This window comes from Bacillus sp. Marseille-P3661 (assembly GCF_900240995.1).
In the GTDB taxonomy this organism is placed as follows: Bacteria; Bacillota; Bacilli; order Bacillales; family Bacillaceae_J; genus OESV01.
In genome coordinates this window covers 463635-489115 of sequence record NZ_LT965955.1, presented here as the reverse complement: position 1 = coordinate 489115, position 25481 = coordinate 463635, and the positions used below count along the sequence as shown (strand labels likewise).

General features: G+C 33.0%; 23 protein-coding genes. 4 read left to right on the top strand and 19 right to left on the bottom strand.

Annotated elements, in window-relative coordinates:
- The 19 genes from rfbC to C1724_RS18920 form a co-directional block, all read right to left on the bottom strand.
- Positions 1-561 (bottom strand): dTDP-4-dehydrorhamnose 3,5-epimerase, encoded by a 561-nt coding sequence (gene rfbC / locus C1724_RS19010; protein ID WP_102348326.1) that lies wholly within the window; start codon positions 559-561, stop codon positions 1-3.
- Positions 558-1460 (bottom strand): glucose-1-phosphate thymidylyltransferase RfbA, encoded by a 903-nt coding sequence (rfbA, locus tag C1724_RS19005; protein WP_102348325.1) that lies wholly within the window; start codon positions 1458-1460, stop codon positions 558-560. The genes rfbC and rfbA overlap by 4 nt, the downstream gene beginning before the upstream one ends.
- A 74-nt stretch (positions 1461-1534) precedes the next feature.
- Complete coding sequence (locus C1724_RS19000; protein ID WP_102348324.1) at positions 1535-1981, bottom strand: adenylyltransferase/cytidyltransferase family protein; 447 nt, start codon at positions 1979-1981, stop codon at positions 1535-1537.
- 19 nt (positions 1982-2000) lie between these two features.
- Positions 2001-2438 (bottom strand): HIT family protein, encoded by a 438-nt coding sequence (locus tag C1724_RS18995; RefSeq protein WP_102348323.1) that lies wholly within the window; start codon positions 2436-2438, stop codon positions 2001-2003.
- A 130-nt stretch (positions 2439-2568) separates the two neighbouring features.
- On the bottom strand, positions 2569-3987 hold the full coding sequence (locus C1724_RS18990; RefSeq protein ID WP_102348322.1) for a hypothetical protein: 1419 nt from the start codon (positions 3985-3987) through the stop codon (positions 2569-2571).
- Positions 3988-4226: 239 nt separating this feature from the next.
- On the bottom strand, positions 4227-5036 hold the full coding sequence (locus tag C1724_RS18985) for a glycosyltransferase family 2 protein (protein ID WP_102348321.1): 810 nt from the start codon (positions 5034-5036) through the stop codon (positions 4227-4229).
- Positions 5037-5131: 95 nt separating this feature from the next.
- Entirely contained in the window at positions 5132-6256 is a 1125-nt protein-coding gene (locus C1724_RS18980; RefSeq protein WP_102348320.1) for a CapA family protein, read from the bottom strand.
- A gap of 15 nt (positions 6257-6271) precedes the next feature.
- Entirely contained in the window at positions 6272-7141 is an 870-nt protein-coding gene (locus C1724_RS18975) for an ATP-grasp fold amidoligase family protein (RefSeq protein WP_102348319.1), read from the bottom strand.
- Between the two features lie 5 nt (positions 7142-7146).
- Entirely contained in the window at positions 7147-8376 is a 1230-nt protein-coding gene (locus C1724_RS18970; protein WP_102348318.1) for an O-antigen ligase family protein, read from the bottom strand.
- A 15-nt stretch (positions 8377-8391) separates the two neighbouring features.
- Positions 8392-9489: a glycosyltransferase gene (locus C1724_RS18965; protein WP_180994335.1), complete on the bottom strand. Its 1098-nt coding sequence runs from the start codon at positions 9487-9489 to the stop codon at positions 8392-8394.
- An 86-nt stretch (positions 9490-9575) separates the two neighbouring features.
- Positions 9576-10397 (bottom strand): LicD family protein, encoded by an 822-nt coding sequence (locus C1724_RS18960; protein ID WP_102348316.1) that lies wholly within the window; start codon positions 10395-10397, stop codon positions 9576-9578.
- A 43-nt stretch (positions 10398-10440) separates the two neighbouring features.
- On the bottom strand, positions 10441-11274 hold the full coding sequence (locus C1724_RS18955) for a hypothetical protein (protein ID WP_102348315.1): 834 nt from the start codon (positions 11272-11274) through the stop codon (positions 10441-10443).
- Positions 11275-11348: 74 nt separating this feature from the next.
- On the bottom strand, positions 11349-12209 hold the full coding sequence (locus C1724_RS18950; protein ID WP_102348314.1) for a glycosyltransferase: 861 nt from the start codon (positions 12207-12209) through the stop codon (positions 11349-11351).
- 17 nt (positions 12210-12226) lie between these two features.
- Complete coding sequence (locus tag C1724_RS18945; RefSeq protein WP_308410514.1) at positions 12227-12973, bottom strand: sugar transferase; 747 nt, start codon at positions 12971-12973, stop codon at positions 12227-12229.
- Between the two features lie 156 nt (positions 12974-13129).
- Positions 13130-14020, bottom strand: coding sequence for a beta-1,6-N-acetylglucosaminyltransferase (locus C1724_RS18940; protein ID WP_180994334.1), 891 nt, complete (start codon positions 14018-14020; stop codon positions 13130-13132).
- Positions 14021-14080: 60 nt separating this feature from the next.
- Entirely contained in the window at positions 14081-15196 is a 1116-nt protein-coding gene (locus tag C1724_RS18935; protein ID WP_102348378.1) for a DegT/DnrJ/EryC1/StrS family aminotransferase, read from the bottom strand.
- 926 nt (positions 15197-16122) lie between these two features.
- Positions 16123-16578, bottom strand: coding sequence for a type II secretion system protein (locus C1724_RS18930; RefSeq protein WP_258000459.1), 456 nt, complete (start codon positions 16576-16578; stop codon positions 16123-16125).
- 280 nt (positions 16579-16858) lie between these two features.
- Positions 16859-17752 (bottom strand): UTP--glucose-1-phosphate uridylyltransferase GalU, encoded by an 894-nt coding sequence (galU, locus tag C1724_RS18925; protein ID WP_102348312.1) that lies wholly within the window; start codon positions 17750-17752, stop codon positions 16859-16861.
- A gap of 319 nt (positions 17753-18071) precedes the next feature.
- Positions 18072-19937: a polysaccharide biosynthesis protein gene (locus C1724_RS18920; RefSeq protein ID WP_102348311.1), complete on the bottom strand. Its 1866-nt coding sequence runs from the start codon at positions 19935-19937 to the stop codon at positions 18072-18074.
- A 641-nt stretch (positions 19938-20578) separates the two neighbouring features.
- Between C1724_RS18920 and C1724_RS18915 the strand changes: the two genes are divergently transcribed.
- From C1724_RS18915 to C1724_RS18900, 4 genes are all read left to right on the top strand, one after another.
- Positions 20579-21334: a YveK family protein gene (locus C1724_RS18915; protein WP_374703474.1), complete on the top strand. Its 756-nt coding sequence runs from the start codon at positions 20579-20581 to the stop codon at positions 21332-21334.
- On the top strand, positions 21321-22034 hold the full coding sequence (locus C1724_RS18910; RefSeq protein ID WP_102348310.1) for a CpsD/CapB family tyrosine-protein kinase: 714 nt from the start codon (positions 21321-21323) through the stop codon (positions 22032-22034). The genes C1724_RS18915 and C1724_RS18910 overlap by 14 nt, the downstream gene beginning before the upstream one ends.
- A gap of 104 nt (positions 22035-22138) precedes the next feature.
- Positions 22139-22903, top strand: coding sequence for a tyrosine-protein phosphatase (locus tag C1724_RS18905; RefSeq protein ID WP_102348309.1), 765 nt, complete (start codon positions 22139-22141; stop codon positions 22901-22903).
- Between the two features lie 188 nt (positions 22904-23091).
- A complete protein-coding gene (locus C1724_RS18900) occupies positions 23092-25449 on the top strand; it encodes an S-layer homology domain-containing protein (RefSeq protein ID WP_180994333.1) in 2358 nt (785 codons plus the stop codon).
- Positions 25450-25481 lie beyond the last annotated feature (32 nt).

The window sequence follows — 25481 nt, the reverse complement described above, 5'->3', positions numbered from 1 at the left end:
CTACTCTCCATATATGAAATTGTTTTCTGCATCTTTAAGTAGTGGTGCCTTTTCATCTTTTGCAGATAATATAGGCTTAACATCCATTGGCCATTCAATTCTAATTGAAGGATCATTCCATATGATACCTCTATCACACTCTGGGGCATAAAGTTCGTCCACTTTATATTGAACTTCAACATCTTCAGTTAAAGTCATAAAACCATGAGCAAATCCTTTTGGAATTAATAATTGCTTTTTATTATCCGCAGTCAATTCTATTCCAAACCAATCTCCAAAGGTTGAACTACCTTTTCGTATATCAACTGCAACATCATATATTGCTCCTTTAGTACATCTAACCAACTTTGTCTGTGCTCTTGGGTTTAATTGATAATGTAATCCTCTAAGAGTACCTTTTGTTGCCGAAAATGACTGATTATCTTGTACAAACCTCAGGTTCATTCCTGTTTCTGAGAACTTTGCCTCACTATAGGATTCCATGAACCATCCTCGGTTATCTCCAAAGACAGTTGGTTCGACAATAATTACACCATTTAAATTTGTTTCAAAGAATTTCAAACTAGCACCTCCTCACGCTTAACCGTTTCTTGCTGTTGATTTGCTAATGTTATTAAATATTGTCCATACTCATTTTTCTTTAAAGGCTCAGCTAGCTTTAATAATTGACTTTTGTCTATATAACCTTTTCTGTAAGCTATTTCTTCTAAACATGCTACTTTTAAACTTTGACGTTTTTCAACTGTTTCTATATAAGTGGATGCTTCAAGCAAAGATTCGTGAGTTCCAGTATCCAGCCATGCAAAACCACGCCCTAATAATTCAACATTAAGATCGTTCAAATCTAAATACGCCTTATTTACATCTGTAATTTCTAATTCTCCTCGGTCTGATGGCTTAATCTGTTTTGCAATATTTACAACTCTGTTATCGTAGAAGTATAGTCCAGTTACAGCGTAAGTTGATTTGGGTTTCTCGGGTTTTTCTTCTATTGAAATTGCTTTACCATATTCGTTAAACTCTACCACTCCAAAACGTTCTGGATCTTTTACATTATAACCAAATACAGTCGCACCATTTTCTCTAGATGCGGCATTCTCTAATAATTTTGTAAAACCATGACCATAAAAAATATTATCTCCTAATATTAAGGCAACACTGTCGTCTCCGATGAAATCCTCACCAATTAAAAAAGCCTGTGCTAATCCATCAGGGCTTTCCTGTACTTTATACTCTAGTTTTAATCCAAATTGAGAACCATTTCCCAATAGCGATTTAAATCGAGGTGTATCTTCTGGTGTTGATATTATTAATATTTCTCTAATTCCTGCTAGCATTAGTGTTGATAACGGATAATAAATCATAGGCTTATCATAAATGGGTAATAATTGTTTACTAGTAACCATAGTCAATGGATAGAGTCGTGTCCCACTACCTCCTGCTAGAATAATACCTTTCATATAATTACTCCTTTCATAATTAAAACTTGTATTTTATATAAAGAAAAACATTTTTAAATGGTCAAAAATACGCCCTATTCTTGGGTTACCGCAACTTCATTATTTAGTATTTTGCTTAATACCTCTCTTAACTGTGTTGATGAAGTACCCTTTGTGTAAGGAAAATACTCAATAGCAACACCTAATGCACTAAATTGTCTTTCAAACTTATTCCATTTTTCCGTACCTTTCCAGTCACTTCCTACAAACATAACATCAAATTTATACTTGTTCCACGCCTCCATTTTGTTCATATTTTCCTGAGAAACTACTTTATCTACATATTTAACACTTTCAACTATAGCCATTCTCTCTTTATGAGGTATAATAGCCATCTTTTTCTTGTACGACACTAATTCGTCGGTCGTCACACCTACTATTAAATAATCACATTGTTCTTTTGCATTTCTCAATATATTAAGGTGACCGATATGAAACATATCAAAAACGCCTGTTGTATAGCCAATTTTGTATTTTTTCAATTTTATTCCCCCTAAGATTTTAAACTTTTAAATTACTTTTTATATAGTTAGAGATCTCAATTAGCTTATCCATATTTAAATTCTCTCCAGCTAAATTCGGTACACCAGGCCATTTTTCATCCACCCAAACTCTTCCGAATTTCTCTAATTCATTTTCATATCGTGGTATTACATGATAATGTACTTGCCGATCAATCATCATAAGCATCAAATAATTTAAAATATCATAGTTAAATGAAAATTTAAGAGAGTGTTCCATTACTCTAATTATATTATTTAAGTCGCAATATTCTTCTGGGGTTAATTCACCCAATGTGGCACATTCCCTTTTTAAAGATAGAACTCCAGCTCCAAGTGTAGCTTGATGTGGTCGTAATGACCAAACCCAATAATCTGTTTGGAAAAGCTTTAGTTCTTTAGTCTTAAATTTATTTTCAAATTCTAATAAAGTACTCATAGAAATACAATCCCCCTTTATAATATTTAAAAATTATATTTTAACAATTTTGCTAAGAAATTATTTATCGAATAGAATTAGAACCAAAGTTTATGATAACTACTTTTACAACAGGATTTTGATATATAATTTAACGAGAAAGCAGTAACTTTAAGTTTAAAATTGTTTTTGAAATATCTCCTCGTTTTATATATATATAAATAATATAAGTAATTAAATAGATAATAAGAGTTAGCCAAGAATTTATAAACCATCCAGATAGTATAAAAACAAATATTATCACTGACTCTAATACCAAATCCCTTTTCAACGAAATTTCTAAGACTTTAGATAAAAATATTTCCGCTAAAACACTACGAATTGCTAAAATAAGAATTATCGAGAAGATTGCCAAATCTAAATTTTTAAACGTGACTGTAGTTACAAAAGTAACTACAATACTTATAGCCAAAGATAGTAAGTTAATTTTTAATATTTGTTTTTCTTTTCTCAAAGTTCTTAAATACGTATTTATGAGTAGAGCCATTTTTCCTTCGTACACACTAATAGGGAAGATTAAAGCCAAATACATCAAACTTTCTCTATATAAAGGCAACCAATTAGATAACACTACCTTAAGTGGATAATAAAAAATGAGAATACCTAACAAGAATATCATCAAGAAATCTCTCATAGTTATATAAATGCTAGGTAATTTATCTTTTTCTGTTCTTCGTAAAATAGGGAACAAAATTATACCTACAGCATTTATAAATAACATCATCAGGTTAGATATACTCAGTGTAAGGGATACCTTTCCAAATGTAGATACATCCCAGGAACGCTCTATTCCAAACCTAACTACTCCTATTATCAGCATGCTTGCTATGTTTGCAAACATTAATTTTATTCCAACACTAATATTCTCTGTTACTTCTCTAAAACTAAAATAAAAAGTTGAAATTTTTCTAAAGACTATATCTTTACAATAATATATTGCAAAGGCAAAGGTTAATAACCTGCCAATTAACTCAATAACTATTAACAACTTAAACTCTCTAACGCCTAATACTAAAAAAACAATAAGCAAAGAACAGAATAAAATTCTACCACTTATTGTAACCATCGCATATTCTTTTATCCTGTTTGTGCCTTGTAAAATAAAAAGTAACATAAATCGCAAGTTAGTAATTATCAGACATAATGAAGTCATTTGAAAAATAAATGCCTTATTTTCATCAGCTAAAAAAATAATGGAAGTGCTAAAGATTATTGCAGCCACTATAAATTGAAAAATAACAAGCATATAGAATTGTGAAAAGAATAACCGCTTATTTAAATCTTTGTATTCATTCCCACCATATCTTAAGTAAATCCCATCATTCCAACCCAAATGTAAAAAACCTACATACGAGGAATAGAATAAATATAATTGCCAATATCCAAAATCTTCTGTTCCAAGTAACTTTGGTACAACTAATACCATTAACACCGATACTAATAATGATACTAAATTAGACATCAATGTATATGAAAAATTCTTCATAAAATTAATTGCTTTATTATTCAAACTAATTTGCCTCACCATTCTAATTAGGTTCTATATGAAAAGTGAAGTTATATACCTCGTTATAAAGAGATTAATAACTTTGTAATGTATATTCATATATTTCTTTAATAAACTCCCCTTATAAAGTTGATAAATATTCCGAAATTTCGCAGCAAAGTAGTGAACACCATAAAATGTGATTACACAAACCATTCGCTATCTAACCTGTTGATATTCAGTGTTCATGACTGGGTAATCATCTAAATAGTTATTAATTTCCGTATCATCCTACTCACTAAAGTTAGATATATATCTCCAGAGTACCTTTTGATTAAATATTTTTCCATTTTTTTTATTTCGTTGTTAATATATTTATATTTATTGAAACATTCTAACGAAGAATTATAAAAGTTTGTCTTGTTAGTATAATTATTGTCATGTAATCGATAGTTTAATAATGGTTTATCAATATATTTAATCTTTTTTTGTTTTCTATTATGAAACAAATCAATAAACAAGTAATAATCATCGGCCCCCATTGTGTTTGTCTCAATAAAATCCTTTAAATTGTCTTTTTTAATTATTACTTGTCCAGGGGTTCTGAAAACATTACCATATTTTATTAAATTTTTAGATGATATAAAATTAACATAAGTATTAAACAGTGAATTGTAGTACACCTTTTTATATTCATCTTTTGTAATGTTATAATTGAATAATATAATATCGTAGTCTTTCTCTATAAATTTATAGGCTTCTTTAAAAAAATCTTTTTCTACCCAGTCATCTTGATCTATAAAGTATATATAACTAAATTTCGATATTTTTTTACCTACATTTCTACTATAAGATATCCCTTTATTAGAGTCATTAGTTATTACTTTTAAGTAAGGACTAAAATCTAAATACTTATCTATATTTTCATCTGGGCTATCATTAACTATTATTATTTCATAATTAATATGACAATTCTCTAGTGATATAAGTAATTTATCTAGTGTACAATCAATATATTTTTCTCCTTTATAATATGGTATAACAATACTTATACCTTCATAACTCTTTCCCATTTTTTTTCTCCTTACCTAAGCAACTTTAATAATTAAAAACTTGTTACCAAGTATCCCATCAACATAGAATATTATATTGTCAGATAGGTCTCGTCTCATTTATTAGAATTCTTTAGCCCTGTCAACATTAACTCCCTATGAGATTCACATTCAATTGCGTTTTGTATAGCAAGGATATTACTTTTACTATATCTATGTTTGGAAAGTCTCCCTTTAAATACAAACCTGTCAATCCGTCCTAACCATTTACCAAATCCTAAAAGTTTCCTGAAATATGCTTCTAAAGCTTTATCAGCAAATATCTGATACTGTTGCTCTATGAAATTATCCTTCAATATTTCTCTTGATCTGTTATAAAAAGATTCAAGAATATCCTGTTCAAACCTGTCAGTAGCTAACCTAATAGTATTTCCTTTTTTTATGATTGGTATATAGTCTACTTGTAGGGCTTCATTAATATTAACTTTTAATAACAAACCCGTATTCCAAAATTCATTATTTAATCCGTCGAATATAAAGTTCCCCTGTCCATATACTATAGTAGATCCTTTATATACTTCTTCACACCCTATACAATGGCTATGTTGACATATAACTAAATCTGCTCCATTTTCGACAATTTTTCTACAAACTTTTTGAAGAATAGGGGATGGATACTGATAATGTTCTTTACCACCATGATATAGAACGATAACTCGATCACATTCCTCCTTTAACTGACGAATATGATCAAAGCTTTCTAGTAGATCAAAAGGATTAGCACCAGGAGTATCTTTAGTCGCTATCGAAAATTCATGTTCGCTGCACGCATATACACCAACTTTAATACCTTTGTGCTCTAATATATAAGGCTTACTTGCTGTGTTTAAATTCTCCCCAACACCAACATAAGGTATATTATTTTTTGTCAAAACCTTTACTGTTGAGTTTAACCCTTCAATGCCATGATCGAGTATGTGATTATTAGCCAATGTTATTAATGAAGGATTAAGGGCTTTAATACCTTTTATCGCACTTGTTGGAGATATAAGATTTGGGCCACATTTATCTATCGGTGTTACTCTATCTGCTAATGGAACTTCTAAGTTAAATATTTTGAAATCAACATCATCCCAAATTGAAAGTAAACTTTCTCCAATTAACTCTGATATGTTACCACTATTAAAAAGGTCGATATTTGATTTTGTTGGTACTAAATCTCCACCAATTATCATTTTCATAAATTATATCCCCTTTTACCCTTTTGGTATGTTTATCCAATTGCCCATTTTTTCACCAAGTGACTCAGGTTCAAATTTCTCAAAACCTGATCCATGATGAAATGTCATTTCACCAAAATAAATTTTTTCATTTATTAAATAAAAGTCGATTCTTACATGCGGGTATCCCTTTGACAACACTCTTGCCAAGCTTATCATTTTTTCTAAACTTTCTGGTTTCTTAATAATTGTATTTTCATCCGTAGGATATTTAATCGAGGCTGGGATATAGTTCCACTCAGTATCATACAGATTTCTTTTATGGCCATTAAAACGATTGTAATCAACTTGAATTATTTTAGGCTCTCCATTAAAACAAAAGAATTTATAATCTTTTAATTCTTTACCTGATTCATCGACCATAAATTTTTCACAAACTATTTTAGGCTTAACGTTTTTGTAGGGCCACTCTCTCCCATACCAAAACCAATTCCTTTTCATCCATTTTTCAAGTTTATATTTTGCTTCTTCTATATTAAGCTTCTTTTTATCCTTACAAATAATATTACTACCTGACCCATGCGTACACTTTAAAACAAAACTACTCGGTAATTTATCCCAATCTATTTCGTCGACACTCTCATACACATCGTGGATTGGAATAAGGTATTCCTCACCTATAGTACCCTTTATATATGATCGTACATTAAATTTATCAACATAATTCGTATACTCGGGTCTTCGATCATATAGTTTCAGCCACTGTAATTTTTCATTAAATGCTATTGGGCTAGATAGGTTAAGCTTTTTACCAGTACTGTACCTGTATTTTAATCTTAGAAAAGTCTTATCAGGTAACAATTTACTGCTGTTATTAAGTACATCCTTTACAATATTTGTGTACATTTCTTCTAACCCCTTTTTAATACGTTATCGATCCTTAATATTCTATCATGGACATTATTCTCCTCTTCAGTGAAGCGCAAAAAGGAATAACTAAGCATAATTAATATTTGAATGTATCCTGTTTGAAAACTAACCAAAGCCATATCAATTAAAAGCAATATAAAAATAGTTGCAAAAGGAAATGCGAACGATTTATTTTTATATATTAATCTTTTAAAAAGCTTTAAGAATAAATAAATAAAAATACTGTAATATAAAAGAAAACCAATAATCCCAAGACTGGTAAGAAGCTCAATATAGTTGTTATGGGAGTATATACCATATCCACTTACGATTGCGTAATTCCCAAGCCCGTACCCTAATAGAGGTTGGTTTGCAAATAACTCAATTCCTCTTAAAACCATCGCTTCCCTAACTTGAGTTTCTGATTCAGATACTGCAGAATTATCACCCAGTAAGGTAACAATTGTTGCCTCGATACGGTTTCCAAACACATTATATATCGGTTCTACATTCATAATTACATTATAAAATATAATAAGAAATATAATTGCAATTGGTAAATATTTAAATAACGTGTAGATATTCTTCTTAAGTCTAAAGAAAGAATAAATCAATATACCACATATGAGAATTAAAAATACTTTACGAGAGCCAGAGAACATCGCAACAGTTGAGAGGATTGAAAATGAAAATAATGCTATTGATAAGTATTTTTTATTGCTTTTGTTTATAAAATAAATTGAACAAAGTGCAGCAAACGATAATTTCAACCCTACATCATTTGCATTATATCCTATAGCTGTACCTATTCTTGTCGTTCCCCATGTTTCAATTGGTGTCTCAATTAAAAGCCTAATAACTAATAAGATTCCTCCAAAGATAAAGCACTTCATTACGAAAATCAATCTACTTTTATGATCTATAAAAGACTCAAGTAAAATCGCAACAATTAATACCTGTAAAGTCCATATAAAATAATAAATTGCTTGTCCTTGGTTTGTTGCCCACAGTACAGATGCGAGTGAGATTGTAAGAAATGTAATAGCCCATAGACTATACTTCGTCAATTTCCTGTTAAATAATAAAAAGCGAAATGACATATAAAAAATAAAAGATATCCTTATGGAATACAAAATGATCTTTTGGTCATTAATTACATAAAATGAGCAAATTACCAATAACACCAGCAAATGACTTATGAACTTGTCTATTGACCTCACAGATACTCTCATAATTACCCCTCAAACTTATTGAATTGCAAAACCAACCATTTTTTTGTACTTATCACTAGAAACTTTAGCTATTTCATCCCAATCATATTTTTGTGAAAGTTCTAAAGCACTTTTACCCTTCATACTTAAATTAGCTTTTTCATTTAATAATTGTTTAAAAGCTTTTATAATGCTAGTTGTATCTGTTTTAGCTGTCCAACCAGCTTCATATAGTGAAATCTCATCTAGCATATTTGCACCTTGTGTTACTAAGCATGGCAAACCATAAGATAATGCTTCTATAAGTCCCATAGGATGACCTTCGAAGCGAGATGTTAATATGAAAAAGTCACTTTCTAAAATGATTTTCTCTTTGTGCTCACCAAAAATTGCATCATATACATGTATGCATTCTTCTAATTCATACTTTTTTATTAGCTGATTTATACTATTTTTTGAACCTTGTTGATCAGGGCCGTAAATATCTATGGTACAATTCGTTGCTTTCATTTCATCTTTTAAAACTGCACAAGCCTCTAACAACAAATCTAATCCTTTCTGATATATATCTAATCTACCAATAAAAACACCTTTTAAATTATCACTTTTTTTAAAGAGCTTCCTTTTCACCTTTTTATGAGTACCATTAGGTATAATTAGAGGATTATTATTCCACTTTTCCCCAGACTCTTTATATTCTTCTTCAGTTAGATATTGTACTGATACAGCATTATTAACAAATTTATTAAAAAATAGGTGGTTAGCAATTCTCTTCTTCAAGTTTTTTGTCTGTTGCGCATCTTTAGTTAACGAACTTCTAGGAATTATCACATATGGTATATTTAAATGTTTTAGCTCCTTACCAATTTTATAGTAATTAATAAAGTAAACCCCTTCAAAAATAACGATATCCGGACAATTGAAAGGTGGTGGAAGCTTGCTAACCTTTATTTCTGGAAATTCTATAATACTGTAGCACTTTACACTACCAACATTATCTTGTCTGTATCCTGGGTCTAAATTATACCAGAATACATTATCAACTTTACTTTGACTTTCAATTTGTGAAGGTACGCTATAAGTTAAACCTGCCGATTTATTACCCGATAAACATGAGATATATACAATATTCACTAAAACACCTCCATTAGTTACATTTTTGATAAGCCTAATTAATCCCCTTTATATTAAGTTCCCAATTATCAACTAGTAATTTTCTACTATAAGTAATTTTCAAAACTGTTTTCAGTATCAAAAGTTTCAGCATGTATAGCAGCCTTCTGTTCCTTTTCTGGTGGTAACTTCATATAATCGCCATACCTTAATTCCAAGTATTTTTTTATGTTTGTAGGACCCATTAATATTGTATTTTCAAAAGAAATATCAACTGGATCTTCAAATAAATTTTTATTGAATATCCCTTGATTAAAATTAGCTTTTGTTATGAAATAACAATAAGAAAAGTCTTTTTCTAAACTATCAAACTTGTAAATAAACTTATAACAACACTTTGAAATGAAATTATTAGGCAGAGCTTTAAGCAGACCAAGTGTTAACTTTTGTATATATGTTTTAGGCTTCCAATTTCTTCGAGAGAGCGCCAAAAGTGTTACATACTTTGATGCATAATACACCGACTTCTGAATTAAGTGGTTATTGGGACACTTATGAAGAATCATAATATCAACATAAATCCCATGATGCATCTCCTTTCGATCTTTATATACCTGCTCGATAAAGGTTGTACCATTCATTCTAACTTTTGCATATTCTAAATAACCATCAACCACATGCCATTCTTGTAACACAAAGTTATCACTGTTTATTTTATTTAATGCTTTCTTAAACTTCGAATAATTCTTAGGTGTCATGAAAATATCAAGGTCATCGTCCCATGGAATGAAACCTCCATGCCTTACAGCACCTAACGCTGTACCTCCCATAATATAATAGATAATATCATTATCCCGACAAACTTTATCAATAAAGATCATTATATCTAATATTTTATTTTGTACATCTTTTATTGTTTGCTGTCCCATTTTCTCAATCCTTTAATTCAAACATTAAAATTTCTAGAGCGTTTTATATTTTCTTTGCTAAGTAATAAAACCGTCCCATTATCTTTTTCATTAATGGCATTTTTAACATAATCTTAGCCGTAAATTTTATATTTTTAAAAATTATATTTTTAAATTTCGCATTTAGTTTACTAGAGTTCCACCTATGTGGATGTGTGCTAATTATTACAGAGTTCTGAGTTCTAATAATTTTCATAACCTTATCCAGATTATCAAGAGGCACATCTTTTTCAGAACTTTTAATCCTATCGTTATTTTCTGGATCAAATATTATTTTCCAACCATAACCCGCATCAGAGATATATTTATAGTTATGGTTAATTCTACTTCTAAAATTCACCATAATCTCATCAATATTGTGATATAATTCTGCAACTTCATTATCTCTAAAAAAGTCGCGGTTTGAATAATATCCATTTCTTTCAATAACGGGATTTCCATGTTGACAAACAGTTTCTATCGCAAAACCATTACCTTGAAATATATCTACATTTCTTTGAAATTCAGCTTTAGCTTTAACTATATCACCTTTGTTACCATCCATAACATCATGATGATACGAAACCTCATGCCCAAGCTCTTGTATCTTCTTTAAAGTCTTAATATGTTTTTTTCTTTTTAAAAGATAGGCCTGTACATAATAAGATCCTTTATGGGAGTATTTGTTTTCAATTTGCGCTAACTTTAATGCCTTTGATGGATTAGTCTCCACATCATGTTTTAAAACCAAAAATGGTTTGTCAGAATTATTTTTTTTTAAATCAGAAGCTGTTTGGCTAATAAACCCCTCATTATATAACTTTTTACAAAATTCATCCCATTGCTTATATATAAACATAATTTATTTCCCTCATAATTATTTTGTTTTTTGACAGGGGATATATCCCTCATGACAAGTTAATTAATCCTTCTTTATTTACTACTAACTACTTGCTTTCTTGCAAATTTTTTAAAAATGAAACCTCTTAATTTATTTGGCATTAATACTTGGAGAACAAATCTAATCATAATATTATTTAATAATGTGATGATATCGGTAATTCCTTGATTATACATATATCTTTGAAGCTTTGCCTCGCTTTTAAAGTACTTTATCCCACCACGTCTCTGATACATCTCCGTACCAACTCTTACATAAACTAAACAATCTGTTATGTTTTTAAATACTGCCCCTTTCTCAAACATACGAATCCAAAGATAATAGTCTTCATTATGAAACCAGTCCTTGTAACCACCAGCATTTAAAACATCTGACAATTTAAACATAACTGTCATTTGATTAAAAGGGCATCTCTTTTTCATATACTCTTTAATTGATGCATCAGTCTGAGGAACTTCTCTTATACCTACAATATTATCAACCGAATCAATAAACTCCTTTATATTTCCCCCTACAACACTTATATCTTTATTTTCTTGGAAACATCTGATTTGCTTCTCAAATCTGTTATAAACACAAATATCATCAGCATCCATTAAAGCAATAATTGCATGTGAACAATTCTCCAAACCAATCCTACGAGCATTCCCATGCCCTACATTTTCCGGGAGGCGAATTACTTTAAAAGATGGTTCACTTTCATATTTCTTTATTACCTTGTTAATTGAATTTGGAATTGGTCCATCTACAACCAGTACTACCTCGTCTGGTCTCAGAGTTTGTTTAAACACACTTTCTAGAGCCTCTCTGAAATGGTATGGATTATCATTATGATATACACACATAGATACTGAAAACCTAATGGCCTCCCCTTTATAATCTATAGGTTTCATCTATTCCCCCCTTCCTCTTATAATTCATAAGATTTTTTACCCGAAATTTCACTACTCTCTTCCATTGCCTTTAAATATTCATTGTAAGTGACCTTATTTTCCCTTAATAAATAATCACCAAAGTCTTCTGCTGTATTCATACCATCTGCACTTATACCATCTCTTTTAAATACTTTAGTAACAGTCATCAATATAATCTTTATATCTCCAATAAATGTAATATTCTCAAGATACTCTATATCCAGAGATAGTTTTCTCTCCCATGTTACACTGTTTCTTCCATTAACTTGTGCCCAACCTGTTAATCCTGGTAATATAACATGCCTCATTCTTTGATTAGGTGTCATAAAAACCATATCTCTTACAAGTTGTGGTCTAGGTCCGACAAACGACATATCACCTTTTAAGATATTAAATAATTCCGGGAGTTCATCCAGTGAAGTACTTCTTATGAATTTACCGAACTTTGTTAAGCGTATTTCATCTGAAAGTAACTTTCCATATTCATCTTTTTCATCGGTCATTGTTCTAAATTTATATAATGTAAATATTCTTTCGTTCAAACCTGGTCTTGTCTGTTTAAATATCACAGGACTACCTAACTTAACCCTAATTAGTATAGCTATAACTAGCAGTGCAGGAGAGAGTAGAATAATGGCCATTAATGCTAATATTACATCAAGGGGTCTTTTAAAATATGTTTTATAGATTCCACTTTTAATATGTTGATGCTTATCTATTTTAAAAACCTTCTTCATCTTCATTGCTTATCATACTCCAAAAAGTCTTATTTAGTTAATTGATTCATTATAAATGATCATATTACATGTGATCTCTTCTCATGAAGAATTGTTACTAGTAATTTAAATACTTAGATCTCTAGTTATATAGGAACGGTGTTGTTACGGTAACCTTACTATTTATACACCCAATATTTTTTTATAGAAATAATCTATTACTTCCTTATCTTCATTAAGGTCAAATTTCCTAGCGAAAAATTTACCTGAAGCTTCTAACTCTTCAATATCTTTCATAGCGAGAGTAGGTGGATGATGATTTCGAGTGAACTTCCCATAATAGGTTAAGCTTTTTGCGACTCCATCACTATAAGTAATTCGATCTTTGTAAGGCGAGTTCATAATAACCGTAGCCCAAAAACCTTCATCTGCGACAAATCCACCCTTATAAATTTCTAAAAACTTAGGATTGTCTTCCACGAATTTAATAACATAATTAACTACTTCTATAGGCATTGCAAACCAAAAATAACATTTGTAAAAAGTAATATTAGATGTGTCATATTCAACTTTCTTTTTACTGAATGGATAGTTCCTCTTAAACAACTCAATTCGAAATCTTCTTAATATCCTTATAGGATCGAACAGATTATTTCTTAGTGTTCTCATTGCCTTCGGCCATTTACGCAAAAGATAAATACGTCTTATAAAATCTTGTTCAAAACTGTCAATAAACACTTCACCTTTATGCTTCTCTAAAAATTCGTTTAAACCCTCACGTATCATCATATCTGAACCAGAAACAGTTAAAACGTACTCATATATGTCTCTTTTAATGATCTCTTTACAAACTAGTAAATGAGCATTTAAAAGGTTATCTGATCCCCAATCTACGCTAATATTATTATTTACAATAATTACTCTTTCATCTTTTAATAGCTGAGATTTAAGGTATTCATATTTTTTATCTACATGGATAAAAACATCCGCATCCTTATCAGATAATAGTTGTTCAATTAATAAATTAGCTTGTTCAGGTTTATTATAAATAAAAATAATTATAGCTTTACGCAAAAAAATAACCTCCTAATAAATTTATAGATAAGGGCTATGAATCAACCTAGATTTTTCAAATCACCTTGCCCAAAGTTTCAATATTATTCCCACTACTCTGGCTAAATCTTCATCAGTCATCTTCGTATCAGAAGGCAAACAAACACCATTTTCAAATAGCTTTTCTGAAACATCCGTGCCAACAAAATCATACTTCTCAAAGTATGGCTGCATATGCATCGGCTTCCAAATTGGTCTTGATTCAATATTTTCTTTTTCAAGAGCCTCCATAATATCGTTTGGTCTTACCTTGCCAGTCAAAGTCATCGAGCTTAACCAGTAATTTGGTTCATCCCATTCATTACTAGGCATAAACTTAACCCCTTCAAATCCACCAAGTTCTTTTTCATAAAACTCAAAAATATATCTCTTCTTCTCAACTCTCTGATCCAACACCTTAAGCTGCCCTCTACCAATCCCAGCAACAACATTACTCATTCTATAATTAAATCCTAATTCACTATGTTGATAATGTCTTGCCTGATCCCGGGATTGAGTGGCCCAAAATCTCGCCTTAGCAATTCTCTCTTCATTATTAGAAACAAGCATTCCACCCCCGGAAGTTGTGATAATCTTGTTTCCATTAAAAGAGAAGATGCCATAGTCACCGAAAGTTCCAGTATGCTTACCTTTATAGTAAGTACCTAGAGACTCAGCAGCATCTTCAATAACCGCTACGTTATGTTTCTTACAAATCTCCATAATTTTGTCCATATCTGCTGACAAACCATATAGATGAACGACCAGTACTGCCTTTACTTCTGGATACTTTTCAAAGGCTTCTTCTAATGCTTTTGGGCTCATATTCCAAGTTTCATAATCACTGTCGATAAATACAGGAATAGCATTTTGATAGATGATTGGATTTGCAGTAGCAGAGAAAGTTAGTGTTGGACAAAATACAATATCCCCTTCTCCGACTCCTGCTGCTTTAAGCGCTAGATGAATAGCAGCTGTTCCTGAAGACAGTGCTGCAGCAGCTTTAGAACCAACCTTCTCAGCAAGCTCTCTTTCAAATCCATTTACGTTTTCACCAAGGGGAGCAATCCAGTTTGTATCAAAAGCTTCCTTAACATATTGCATTTCATAACCTTCATCACTCATATGTGGTGAAGAGAGGAATATTCTTTCTTTCACTTTTGTCGATTCCATTTTCTAGACTTCCTTCCCTAGTTAAGTTAATATTTTAGTAGATTAGGACTCAATTAGAAAATCTACCTTCTAACCAACTACTAAACCACTAAATATGTTATCCACTTCTGATAGTCACCTCGTAAATAATATTCAATATAAGAAATAGATAAAAAAATCAACATATAGTATATTTTGTTGTTTTAAATCGATTTTTAATACTACATATTGTGTATTCTTATCAAATTCCAATACTCACCTCGTAATATCTATTCAATCTACCAATCAAATACGAAATAGATATTCTTATTATTATCACCCTGAACCGAGTTTCTTCCTATTATATAAACCATTCAATCAATCTATAAATCTCACTAAAAATGCCTCAAACCCTTATCCCGCAAGGTTTCCAGCATCTTATCTGATTACGATAGTTGTTCCTTAACTCCATTCAATATCTTTCCATATTTTAGGTTACTAAAAACCCCGTCAAATCAACGTTTTCAGCGCCCATATTTTTACAAACAGCCTTTTTATCTACTCCATAGTGATCCCAATACCAGTATGAACAATAGATAAAATCCATATATTGTATCATTTATTGACTTTTAACTAAAAATCAAACAACATATAGTGGTCATCTATTCACCATTCTGACTTCCCCATTACCATTCAATTTAAATAATCTCTATAATATAAAACAGGGCATCTAACCCCACCTCACACTATGCTTTCGACAACAATTCGTGTCTAAGGTCTATTCAACCCACAGCAAAGCCGAGTGCCTCCGTTGATAAAGGTAAGGAGACATCACCTTAATCCTTAATAATTCCAACTTAAATTCCATAAGGCGATGAATAAACCGAAGGTTTATTTAAAGTCCCACCTTGGAGTAGAAACCTTAAATAACTCGTAGTAAAACTCCGATAACTCTAAAGAAACGGAACACTTCCCTCATCTTCAGTGTCATCAACATCCTCGACATCAATGACAATAGGATGTATACTACACATAACCTCACCATCCACATAACTAAACATACCATCGTCTGGACAAACCTGAGTGCCATAACTAAGCAAAAATTGCCTAAACACCGTTTCAGAGTGTTCCATCCCTTTCAAATGCAGATCCATTTCATACATTTGCTTTACCTGCAAAGTATTCGTATTACATACTCTTACTTTTGATTTTTCAATTAGATCACTAACAACCGGAACGGCTATTGCTGTGAAAATTCCAAATATAACAAACACCGCTAGGACTTCTAGTAAAGTAAAGCCCTTTGAGTTAACTAATTTGAAATTTAATTGTGTCGAATCTTGAAGTTCATTATCGAAAGAGTATATTAACATAACGACCACTTCTTCCTTTGATACTTCAAAACCCATTTATCCCTCGGAATACCCATCAATCTTATTTTCTCTCAAAAAAAATCCCCTTACAAGCTCTCACTCACTTATAAAAGGAATAAAATTGTCATTATTAAAACAATAGACCGAAGGTCTATATCGAGAATTATTACAGTTAGAGATTCTATAGTATTCCCAGATCAAGATCCCTAGGCCGAAGGCCTAGCATCAAAATAACACCTATTATTTCAAAGCTTATTTATACCAATACAAATATTAACGTTAAAAAGTATCAGCACCTCAACAAAATAATAACCGCCTACTGCGTTACCTTCCCCTTCTCAACCACCGTCTCCAAATACTCTAAAATACTTCCCCTCAAATCTTCTCTCTCCAACGCAAACTCAATCGTCGCCTTAATAAACCCAAACTTATCACCAACATCATGACGTTGACCATCAAAATTATACGCCACAACCATTTGCATTTCATTTAACAGCTTAATCGCATCCGTTAACTGAATCTCACCACCAGCCCCCGGCTCCACTTTTTCCAACACATTAAAAATCTCCGGTCTTAATATATAACGACCCATAATTGCATAATTAGATGGCGCTGCAGATAAAGCTGGTTTCTCAACTAAATCATTTATATGAAAAACACCCTTATCAATTTCGCCGCTACTCATAGAGATAATACCATACTTCGAAACATCCTCGTCTGGTACTTGTTGAACACCAATAACAGACGAATTATACCTTTCAAATACATCAATCAACTGCTTAAGACACGGATTCCCAGGAGAATGAACAATATCATCACCTAACAACACCGCAAAAGGTTCATCTCCAATAAATCGACTAGCACAAGCAATCGCATGACCTAATCCTTTAGGTTCCTTTTGCCTGATATAATGAATATTTGCTAGATTACTAATACTTTGCACTTCCTCCAAAATACTTGTCTTACCTTTTTTAGATAAAGTCTCTTCCAACTCATATGACTTATCAAAATGGTCTTCGATCGCACGCTTGCCACGACCAGTAACAATAATAATATCTTCAATCCCCGATGCAACTGCTTCTTCAATAATATATTGAATCGTTGGCTTATCAACGATCGGTAACATCTCTTTTGGCTGCGCCTTTGTTGCAGGTAAAAAACGCGTCCCCATACCAGCAGCTGGAATAATCGCTTTCCTTACTTTCTTCATTATATTCCCACCTTATAAATTAATACTTACTAAACAGACAAGACTCCAAAAGGAGTCTCTACATAAATTTCAATTTCCATAGACTCCGAAGGAGTCGTCAATACTCCTCAAATATCTATACAATTGAATCTATTTTTTACAAACTTCAATAATCACTAACCAAAAGGAGTCTCTCCTTAAATCTGTAATTCTCATGGACTCCGAAAGGAGTCCCCAATAAAATCGCAAACCCCATAAACTCCGAAGGAACTCATCTCCCACCATTTTTCCAATCATCTAAAATACATCTTTAAAACGATGCTGTGTTCACAAATTGGCGTTAGCTATTCACAACCACAGCCAATTTCTTCTCTCTTACCACATCTTCATCCTTAACTCGGTTATTCGCAATATCCTTAATCCTTACACTAACCTCTTCATCGCTCATATTTTCAAACCGCTCAATAAAATCCATCATTATATGCTCTTGTCCACTCGTCGCTTTCCCAATATGAATCTTTGGGAACACCTGCTCAGGATGGACTTCATTTTCATTTAATAGTTCTTCATACATCTTCTCACCAGGACGGATTCCACTAAACTTAATTTTAATTTCATCCTCTGTGAATCCAGATAATCGAATCAAGTTTCTAGCTAAATCCACAATCTTAACAGGCTCACCCATATCAAGCACGAAAATTTCGCCGCCACGAGCCAAAGCGCCTGCTTGGATTACCAATCTTGATGCTTCCGGTATTGTCATAAAATACCGTGTCATCTCCGGATGTGTAACTGTAACTGGTCCACCTTTTTTAATTTGCTGTTGAAAAATCGGTATTACACTGCCGCGGCTGCCAAGTACATTCCCGAATCGAACCGCCACAAACGTCGTGTTACTTTTACGATCAAGATCTTGGATCACCATTTCTGCAAAACGCTTTGTTGAACCCATCACATTCGTAGGATTCACAGCTTTATCTGTCGATACAAGTACAAATGTATGAACACCTGCAGCGTCCGCAGCTTCCGCCACATTTTTTGTTCCGAAAATATTATTTTTAACCGCTTCTTTTGGATTGCGCTCCATTAACGGCACATGCTTATGTGCTGCTGCATGAAAAACAAACGTTGGCTTGTACTTATCCATGACAGCAAAAATTCGCTTTCGATCTTGAACATCTGCAATTTCTGTCGGGAAATCTATAAATGGAAAGTCATTTTTTAATTCAAGTTCAATACTGTAAATACTATTTTCTCCATGACCAAGTAAAACAATTTGCGCTGGATTAAATTGACAAAGCTGACGACATAGCTCTGAGCCAATCGAACCACCGGCTCCTGTCACAACAATCACTTGGTTTTGAATTTTCGCTTCAATTCCTGGAGAATCTAATTTTACAGGCTCGCGACCCAATAAATCTTCAATCGATACATCACGAATATGGTTAACTGAAACATTACCAAGGATTAAATCCTCTATTAGAGGAAGAATTTGAACGTTTTGACAAACACGTTTAGCATCCGTCACAATTTCAGCTACACGACTATGTTTGACAGATGGCATCGCAATAACAATATGCTGAATCTTATTATCCTTAACAACTTGTGGCAACGCATCAACCTTACCTGCAACCGGTATACCTGCAACTTTCAGGTTTTGAAGCTGGGGTGAATCATCAAGATAAGCAACAGGCAATAAACCTGATTGTGAGCTTTCTTTTAATTGTCGCGCCAACATTCGTCCTGCTGAACCCGCGCCAATAATTAGTGTTCGTTTCCGATTTGTTGCAACCTCTTTTGCATATAAAGGCTTAAGCGAAATTTGATATAAGTTATAATAACGCCATGTGAACCGGACACCACCGATCAATATAACATGCATCATCCATGTAACGGTTAAGCCGCGCTCATATACATCTCTATACATCATTTCTTGGATTGTGGCCACCGAAACAATAGATGCGGTCACAACGAAAATTATCCCAAGTAATTCTTCTAAACTAGCATAACGCCATGCACGTCGATACAACCCTAGTATATAAGAAAACAAATGATGTGAAAGAAGTAACAAAAGTGAACTAATCATAACCGTTTCAAAGTTTCGTCCTGCATTCGGATTTAGAAAATAAAAAGAAAGGAAAATCGAGAATGCGACAATGAACGAATCTACAGTCACTAATGCTAGCAATCTAGTTTTGTAAGACATACAACCCCCCCTTTTTTAATTATGTATATAAATCGGATCATCAAAACTCAAATATTTCTTCAATATAATATAGTAATGGTCTGATCTACCTGATTCACTCTATCTATAATATGGTACCTATTACCAAAAATTCCTATATTTCCGAATTATCCATCTAATTTTTATAGTTAATCTTCCCTAATTCTAAAGCTATATATTCTCTCTAATTTTGGTATAAATTAGGTGGTTTGTCAATATGTTTAAGCTTCGTTTGTCCCCTTGTAATAAAATGGCAAAATATTAACAGAATTTTATAATTTATTTGAAATAATAATCCTAAACTCCTATATATCGTAAACAATTTTATATCATCTCTATCGATAATAGATCAAGAAAATATTGTTAGTTATATATTTCTCCAGATTATAGAAAAATGTAAAGTCGTCATTTCAAATGAAATAGAATGTGGTATAATAACAACAGTTTTGCTTTTCATAGGATATTAAATGTGCTCATTTAACCTTGTAGGTATATATAACCACCACTTTTCGATGATTTCTTTTTTTCAAAAGGAAGTTTCTATACCACCTTGGTGATGAACACCAGAGCAACAATGAATGCTCTAATTTTCATATAAAAGAAAAAAAGTTGGAGGAACGTACATGAAAGAAAGCATGGAAGAAATCAGTTTAAAAGAAATATTCCAAACGCTTAAAAAACGTCTATGGTTAATTATATCGCTTGCATGCATTGCTGCTATTGCAAGTGCAATTATAAGTTTCTTTGTGTTAACACCTATCTATCAATCTTCTACTCAAATACTAGTTAACCAAGCCAAAAGTGAACAAGCAATCTATAATGTAAACGACATTCGCACAAATATCGAACTTATTAATACGTATAATGTCATTATTAAAAGCCCAGTTATTTTAGACAAAGTTATCGAAGAATTGGAACTAAACCGTTCATACGGACAATTAAACAGCCAAATTACAGTTGGTAGCGAAAATAACTCTCAAGTCGTTGCGATTACTGTACAAGACCCTGATCCTGTGATGGCTGCCAAAATCGCAAATACAACCGCTACCGTTTTCCAACGCGACATTGTTAATATTATGAACGTTGATAACGTAAGCATTTTAGCCCAAGCAGATGAAGGTGGGAATCCATCACCCATTAAACCGCGACCTACGTTGAACATTGCCATTGCGATCGTTGTAGGCTTAATGGCAGGTGTCGGGCTTGCATTTTTACTAGAGTATCTTGATAACACCATTAAATCTGAACAAGATGTAGAACGAATACTGGATCTTCCTGTATTAGGTACCGTTACAGTTATTGATGTAGAAAAGGAACTAAAAGTCCGTGATCAACAGATTGCATCTGCAAAGATAGGAAGTGAACATGTTGGCTCTTAGACGCAAATCGAAAAAGACTAGTTTCGCAGATAGTAAGCATCGCAGCTTAATCACTCATTACGAAAAAAAGTCACCAATCTCTGAGCAATATCGAACGATTCGTACAAATATTGAATTCGCAGCAGTTGATCAAAACTTAAAAACGATCGTTATCACATCTGCAGGTCCTGCCGAAGGAAAGTCTACGACTGTTGCGAATCTAGCCGTTGTGTTTGCACAACAGGATAAAAAAGTTCTATTAATTGATGCAGACTTACGCAAACCAACTGTACACTATACAATGAAGGTTGATAATACAGTAGGACTAACAAACGTCCTCACAGGTCAAGCCACTCTCGAAGATGCTATTAAAAGCACAGAGGTTGACCATTTAAGTGTATTAACATCAGGTCCTATTCCACCTAACCCTGCTGAAATGTTAGGATCGATAGCGATGAAAAAACTTTTACAAAATTGTGCAGAGCAATTTGATATGATCTTAATTGACTCACCGCCAGTTTTAGCAGTAACCGATGCACATGTTCTTGCAAATATTGCTGATGGCTCTATATTAATAACCAAAAGCGGACAAACTGAATATGAAATGGCCATTAAAGCATCAGACTTGCTACGAAACGCCAAAGCAAAGCTACTAGGTGCCGTTTTAAACCATAAAGAATTAAAGCAAAACCAATATTATTACTACTACGGTAACAAATAAACTACTTGTTCGACAATTTTTCCCTGTTTCTAGATTTTGTAATCCATGGTAAAATAGGATTACTTATTGAGACAGGGATTTTTTTACATAAGGAGGGAAAAGCAGTGATTGATTTACATAGTCATATCCTACCAGGTATAGATGATGGACCCAAAACAATCGAAGAAAGTCTCGAGCTTGCTAAGCACGCTGTAAGCAACGGAATAAAGACCATGTTTGCTACACCTCACCATAAAAACGGTTCCTATGAAAATGCAAAAACCAAAATTCTACAAGAAGTAGAATACTTAAATAAAAGACTACTAGAAGAAGAAATCGAGCTAACTATCTTACCAGGTCAAGAGGTCAGGATATATGGAGAAATACCGGAAGCCTACGATGAGGAAGAAATACTCACATTAAATCACACACCGTATTTGTTCATCGAACTCCCATCAAGTCACGTTCCTAAATATGCAGGTCAAATTCTTTTTGATCTTCAAGTAAAAGGATTAAAGCCAATCATCGTTCATCCCGAACGCAACTCACAAATTATTGAACATTCGGATACACTTTATCATTTAGTTAAAAAAGGGGCTTTAACTCAACTAACCGCCTCGAGTATAACTGGAGATTTTGGAAAGAAAATTCAGAAGTTCTCATTTAATTTGATACAAGCTGGCATGGCCCATTTCATTGCATCAGATACCCACAATGTTACGACCCGTGCCAACAAACTAAGAGACGCCTACGAGGTGATTGAAAAGGAATTTGGAACCGAAACTCGTTTTTACTTCCAAGAAAACGCTGAAATCGTAGCAAACAACCAAACCATCTATGCCGGACCACCCGAACGAATTAAACGAAAAAAGTTTCTTGGAATCTTTTAAACAAGCATCTTTAAGGACAGGATGCTTGTTTTTATTTACACAAATATAGTTGTGCTTAGCATTTAGGTAATAATCACCATTTCCTTGATTTTAGCTTAAATGCATTGTTGCTCCCTTTATTACCGTATATACTTAAAAAGTGTCTAAAAGAGATAAACAGAGCATAGAGGTGATAGGGAGAAATGAGTATGACAAAAAGAAAAGCATTACAATCGACGTTGGCCACTTCAATCGCAGTTAGTGCTGTATTTAGTGTCGCAGCACCCTCTTTAGCATCAGCTGAAGATACAACGCCTCGATATACAAAGCTAGAAAATAATATTAACCTATTAATGCCCAATCTAAGAGACTGGGAGAAACAAAATATTAATACGGTTTTAAGTGAAATAACCGTTATCTCTCCTGTATGGAATGATGTTTTTGCAAACGTTACGTTTGCAGGTGATGCTACTTCTAAAAAAGATGCGATAAAATTAATAACGGTAACTGTAATTGATATGCTTAATGGTGAATTATCTGGAACATCCACTGAATCTGCTGCAGAAAAGTGGACAAACTTTAAGCTTGAGAATAGCACTAATCTAGAAACGCTATTTGGGTCTGATTGGGAACTAACATTAGACCAGCTCTTTGACTTTATCGCTGTGTACTATTCACCTAATCATTTAGAAAACACCATGATTACGATTATGACTAGCAATCTAGATACATCACAAATAACAAACGAAATCTTAGCTGCTGCTAAAACAGCGTATGGTGAAGAAAATTCCGCTGCATTGGATAGTAAAATCCAACAGTCATTAAGCATTTCTTTAGATGATTTCTTTGGTATCTATGAAAATGTTATTTCCGAAACTGATGATGAAAACTTAGTTCAAGATGCCTTAACATCTTCTTTATTCCGTTATAAAGGCGGTAAAATGCAATATGTGAATGGTGACGATACAACTACAGTAGTAAACGCTGTAAATGGCAATACTTTTACAAAAGATAATTCGTCAAAAGACTTTATTGTATCATATGGTGATGATATCGCTAACATCTCTGAGCTATTACAGGTATTAAAGGATTTAAGCATTACGGATTCAAATTTAACGTGGGATATTGAAAATCTTCCAGGTGAGACTACTACATTACCAAGTTTAAATGATAATCAACTGACTTTTAATGAATCTGGCTCATTTATTTTATGTGCCAAAATTCAAGATACAGCAGGCCGAACACATACAGTCATCCAGGAGAAAATTACGATCCAAAATCCACTATCTAATAGTGATAATACCGATAGTAATAGTTCTAATGGAAATAACGCTGGTGGTGTTTCTACACAACCAACCACCCCACCTGACGATGCTACTGGTAATATAGAAAAAGTAACCTTACCTAACGGAGTTGTTAAGGTTGTTGCCAAAGCCGATGAAACAAAAATTGCTGAGTTAATTTCTAAAGGTGAACTTAATGAAAAAGTAGCCATTACGATTAGTAAAGCTCAAAATGAAGTGGCTGAAGCCGTTATTTCAACAAATGCTATTGCAGCACTTGTCGCTTATAATCCGAATACTGTCATTGAGATTGCAACAACTGAAGGTAAATATGAACTTCCTGCGAAAGAAATTAACATTGATTCACTTGCGAATCAACTTGGCGTTTCAGCTGAAAATGTTGAAGTTTCAATTGCAGTGAATGCTGTGGAATATAACGGGGATGCTTTAGCGGATCAAAACCTGCAATCAGTGGCACCTGTTCTTGAATTTACCATTCATGCTCGTTCTGGTGACAAGAGTTTAGAGATTGATAAATTCACACAATATATTAATAGATCTGTTACAGCTTCTAAATCTGTTAATCCTAATCAAATTGTCGCTGTTCGTTTAAATCATGACGGTTCCCTTGCGCCTGTTCCAACATTAGCAAACGGCAAAGATATTACCTTCAAGAGCCGTTCGAATAGTATGTACACTGTAGTAGAAAATGATGTTTCATTTGCGGATATAGAAGGATCATGGGCTAGAAATGATATCACAACTTTAGCTAACAAGCTTATTATTAAAGGCGTAGACGATCAAAACTTTGCACCAAAAGCAGAAACAACTCGTGCGGAGCTTGCGATCCTATTAACTCGTGCACTTGGCCTACAAGGGCAGCAGGCTACAAAAGTAAGCTTTAAGGATGTAAAGGGGAATGAGTGGTTTGCGAAGGATTTAGCGGTCGCTGCTGAAGCTGGCTTAGTTGGTGGTTATGAAGATGGTACGTTTAAGGCAAATCAAACGGTCACACGCCAAGAAGCCGCAGCTATGATCAAGCGCGCTATGGACTATACATCATATGATCCTACGCAATTAAAAACTTTCGTAAGTCCGGCTGACCAATATAGTGATTATAACGAAGTTGGCGACTGGGCAAAAGGTGACGTTGAAATCATCACTCAAGCAGGCATTATGAGCGGTGACGACAAAGGAACCTTCAACCCAACAGACAACACAACAAGAGAACAACTAGCATCCATCCTAAAACGATTCATGACATTCGTTAAATTCACTAACTAGGCCCAGAAAGTACAAAAGTGCCTAATAAGCAC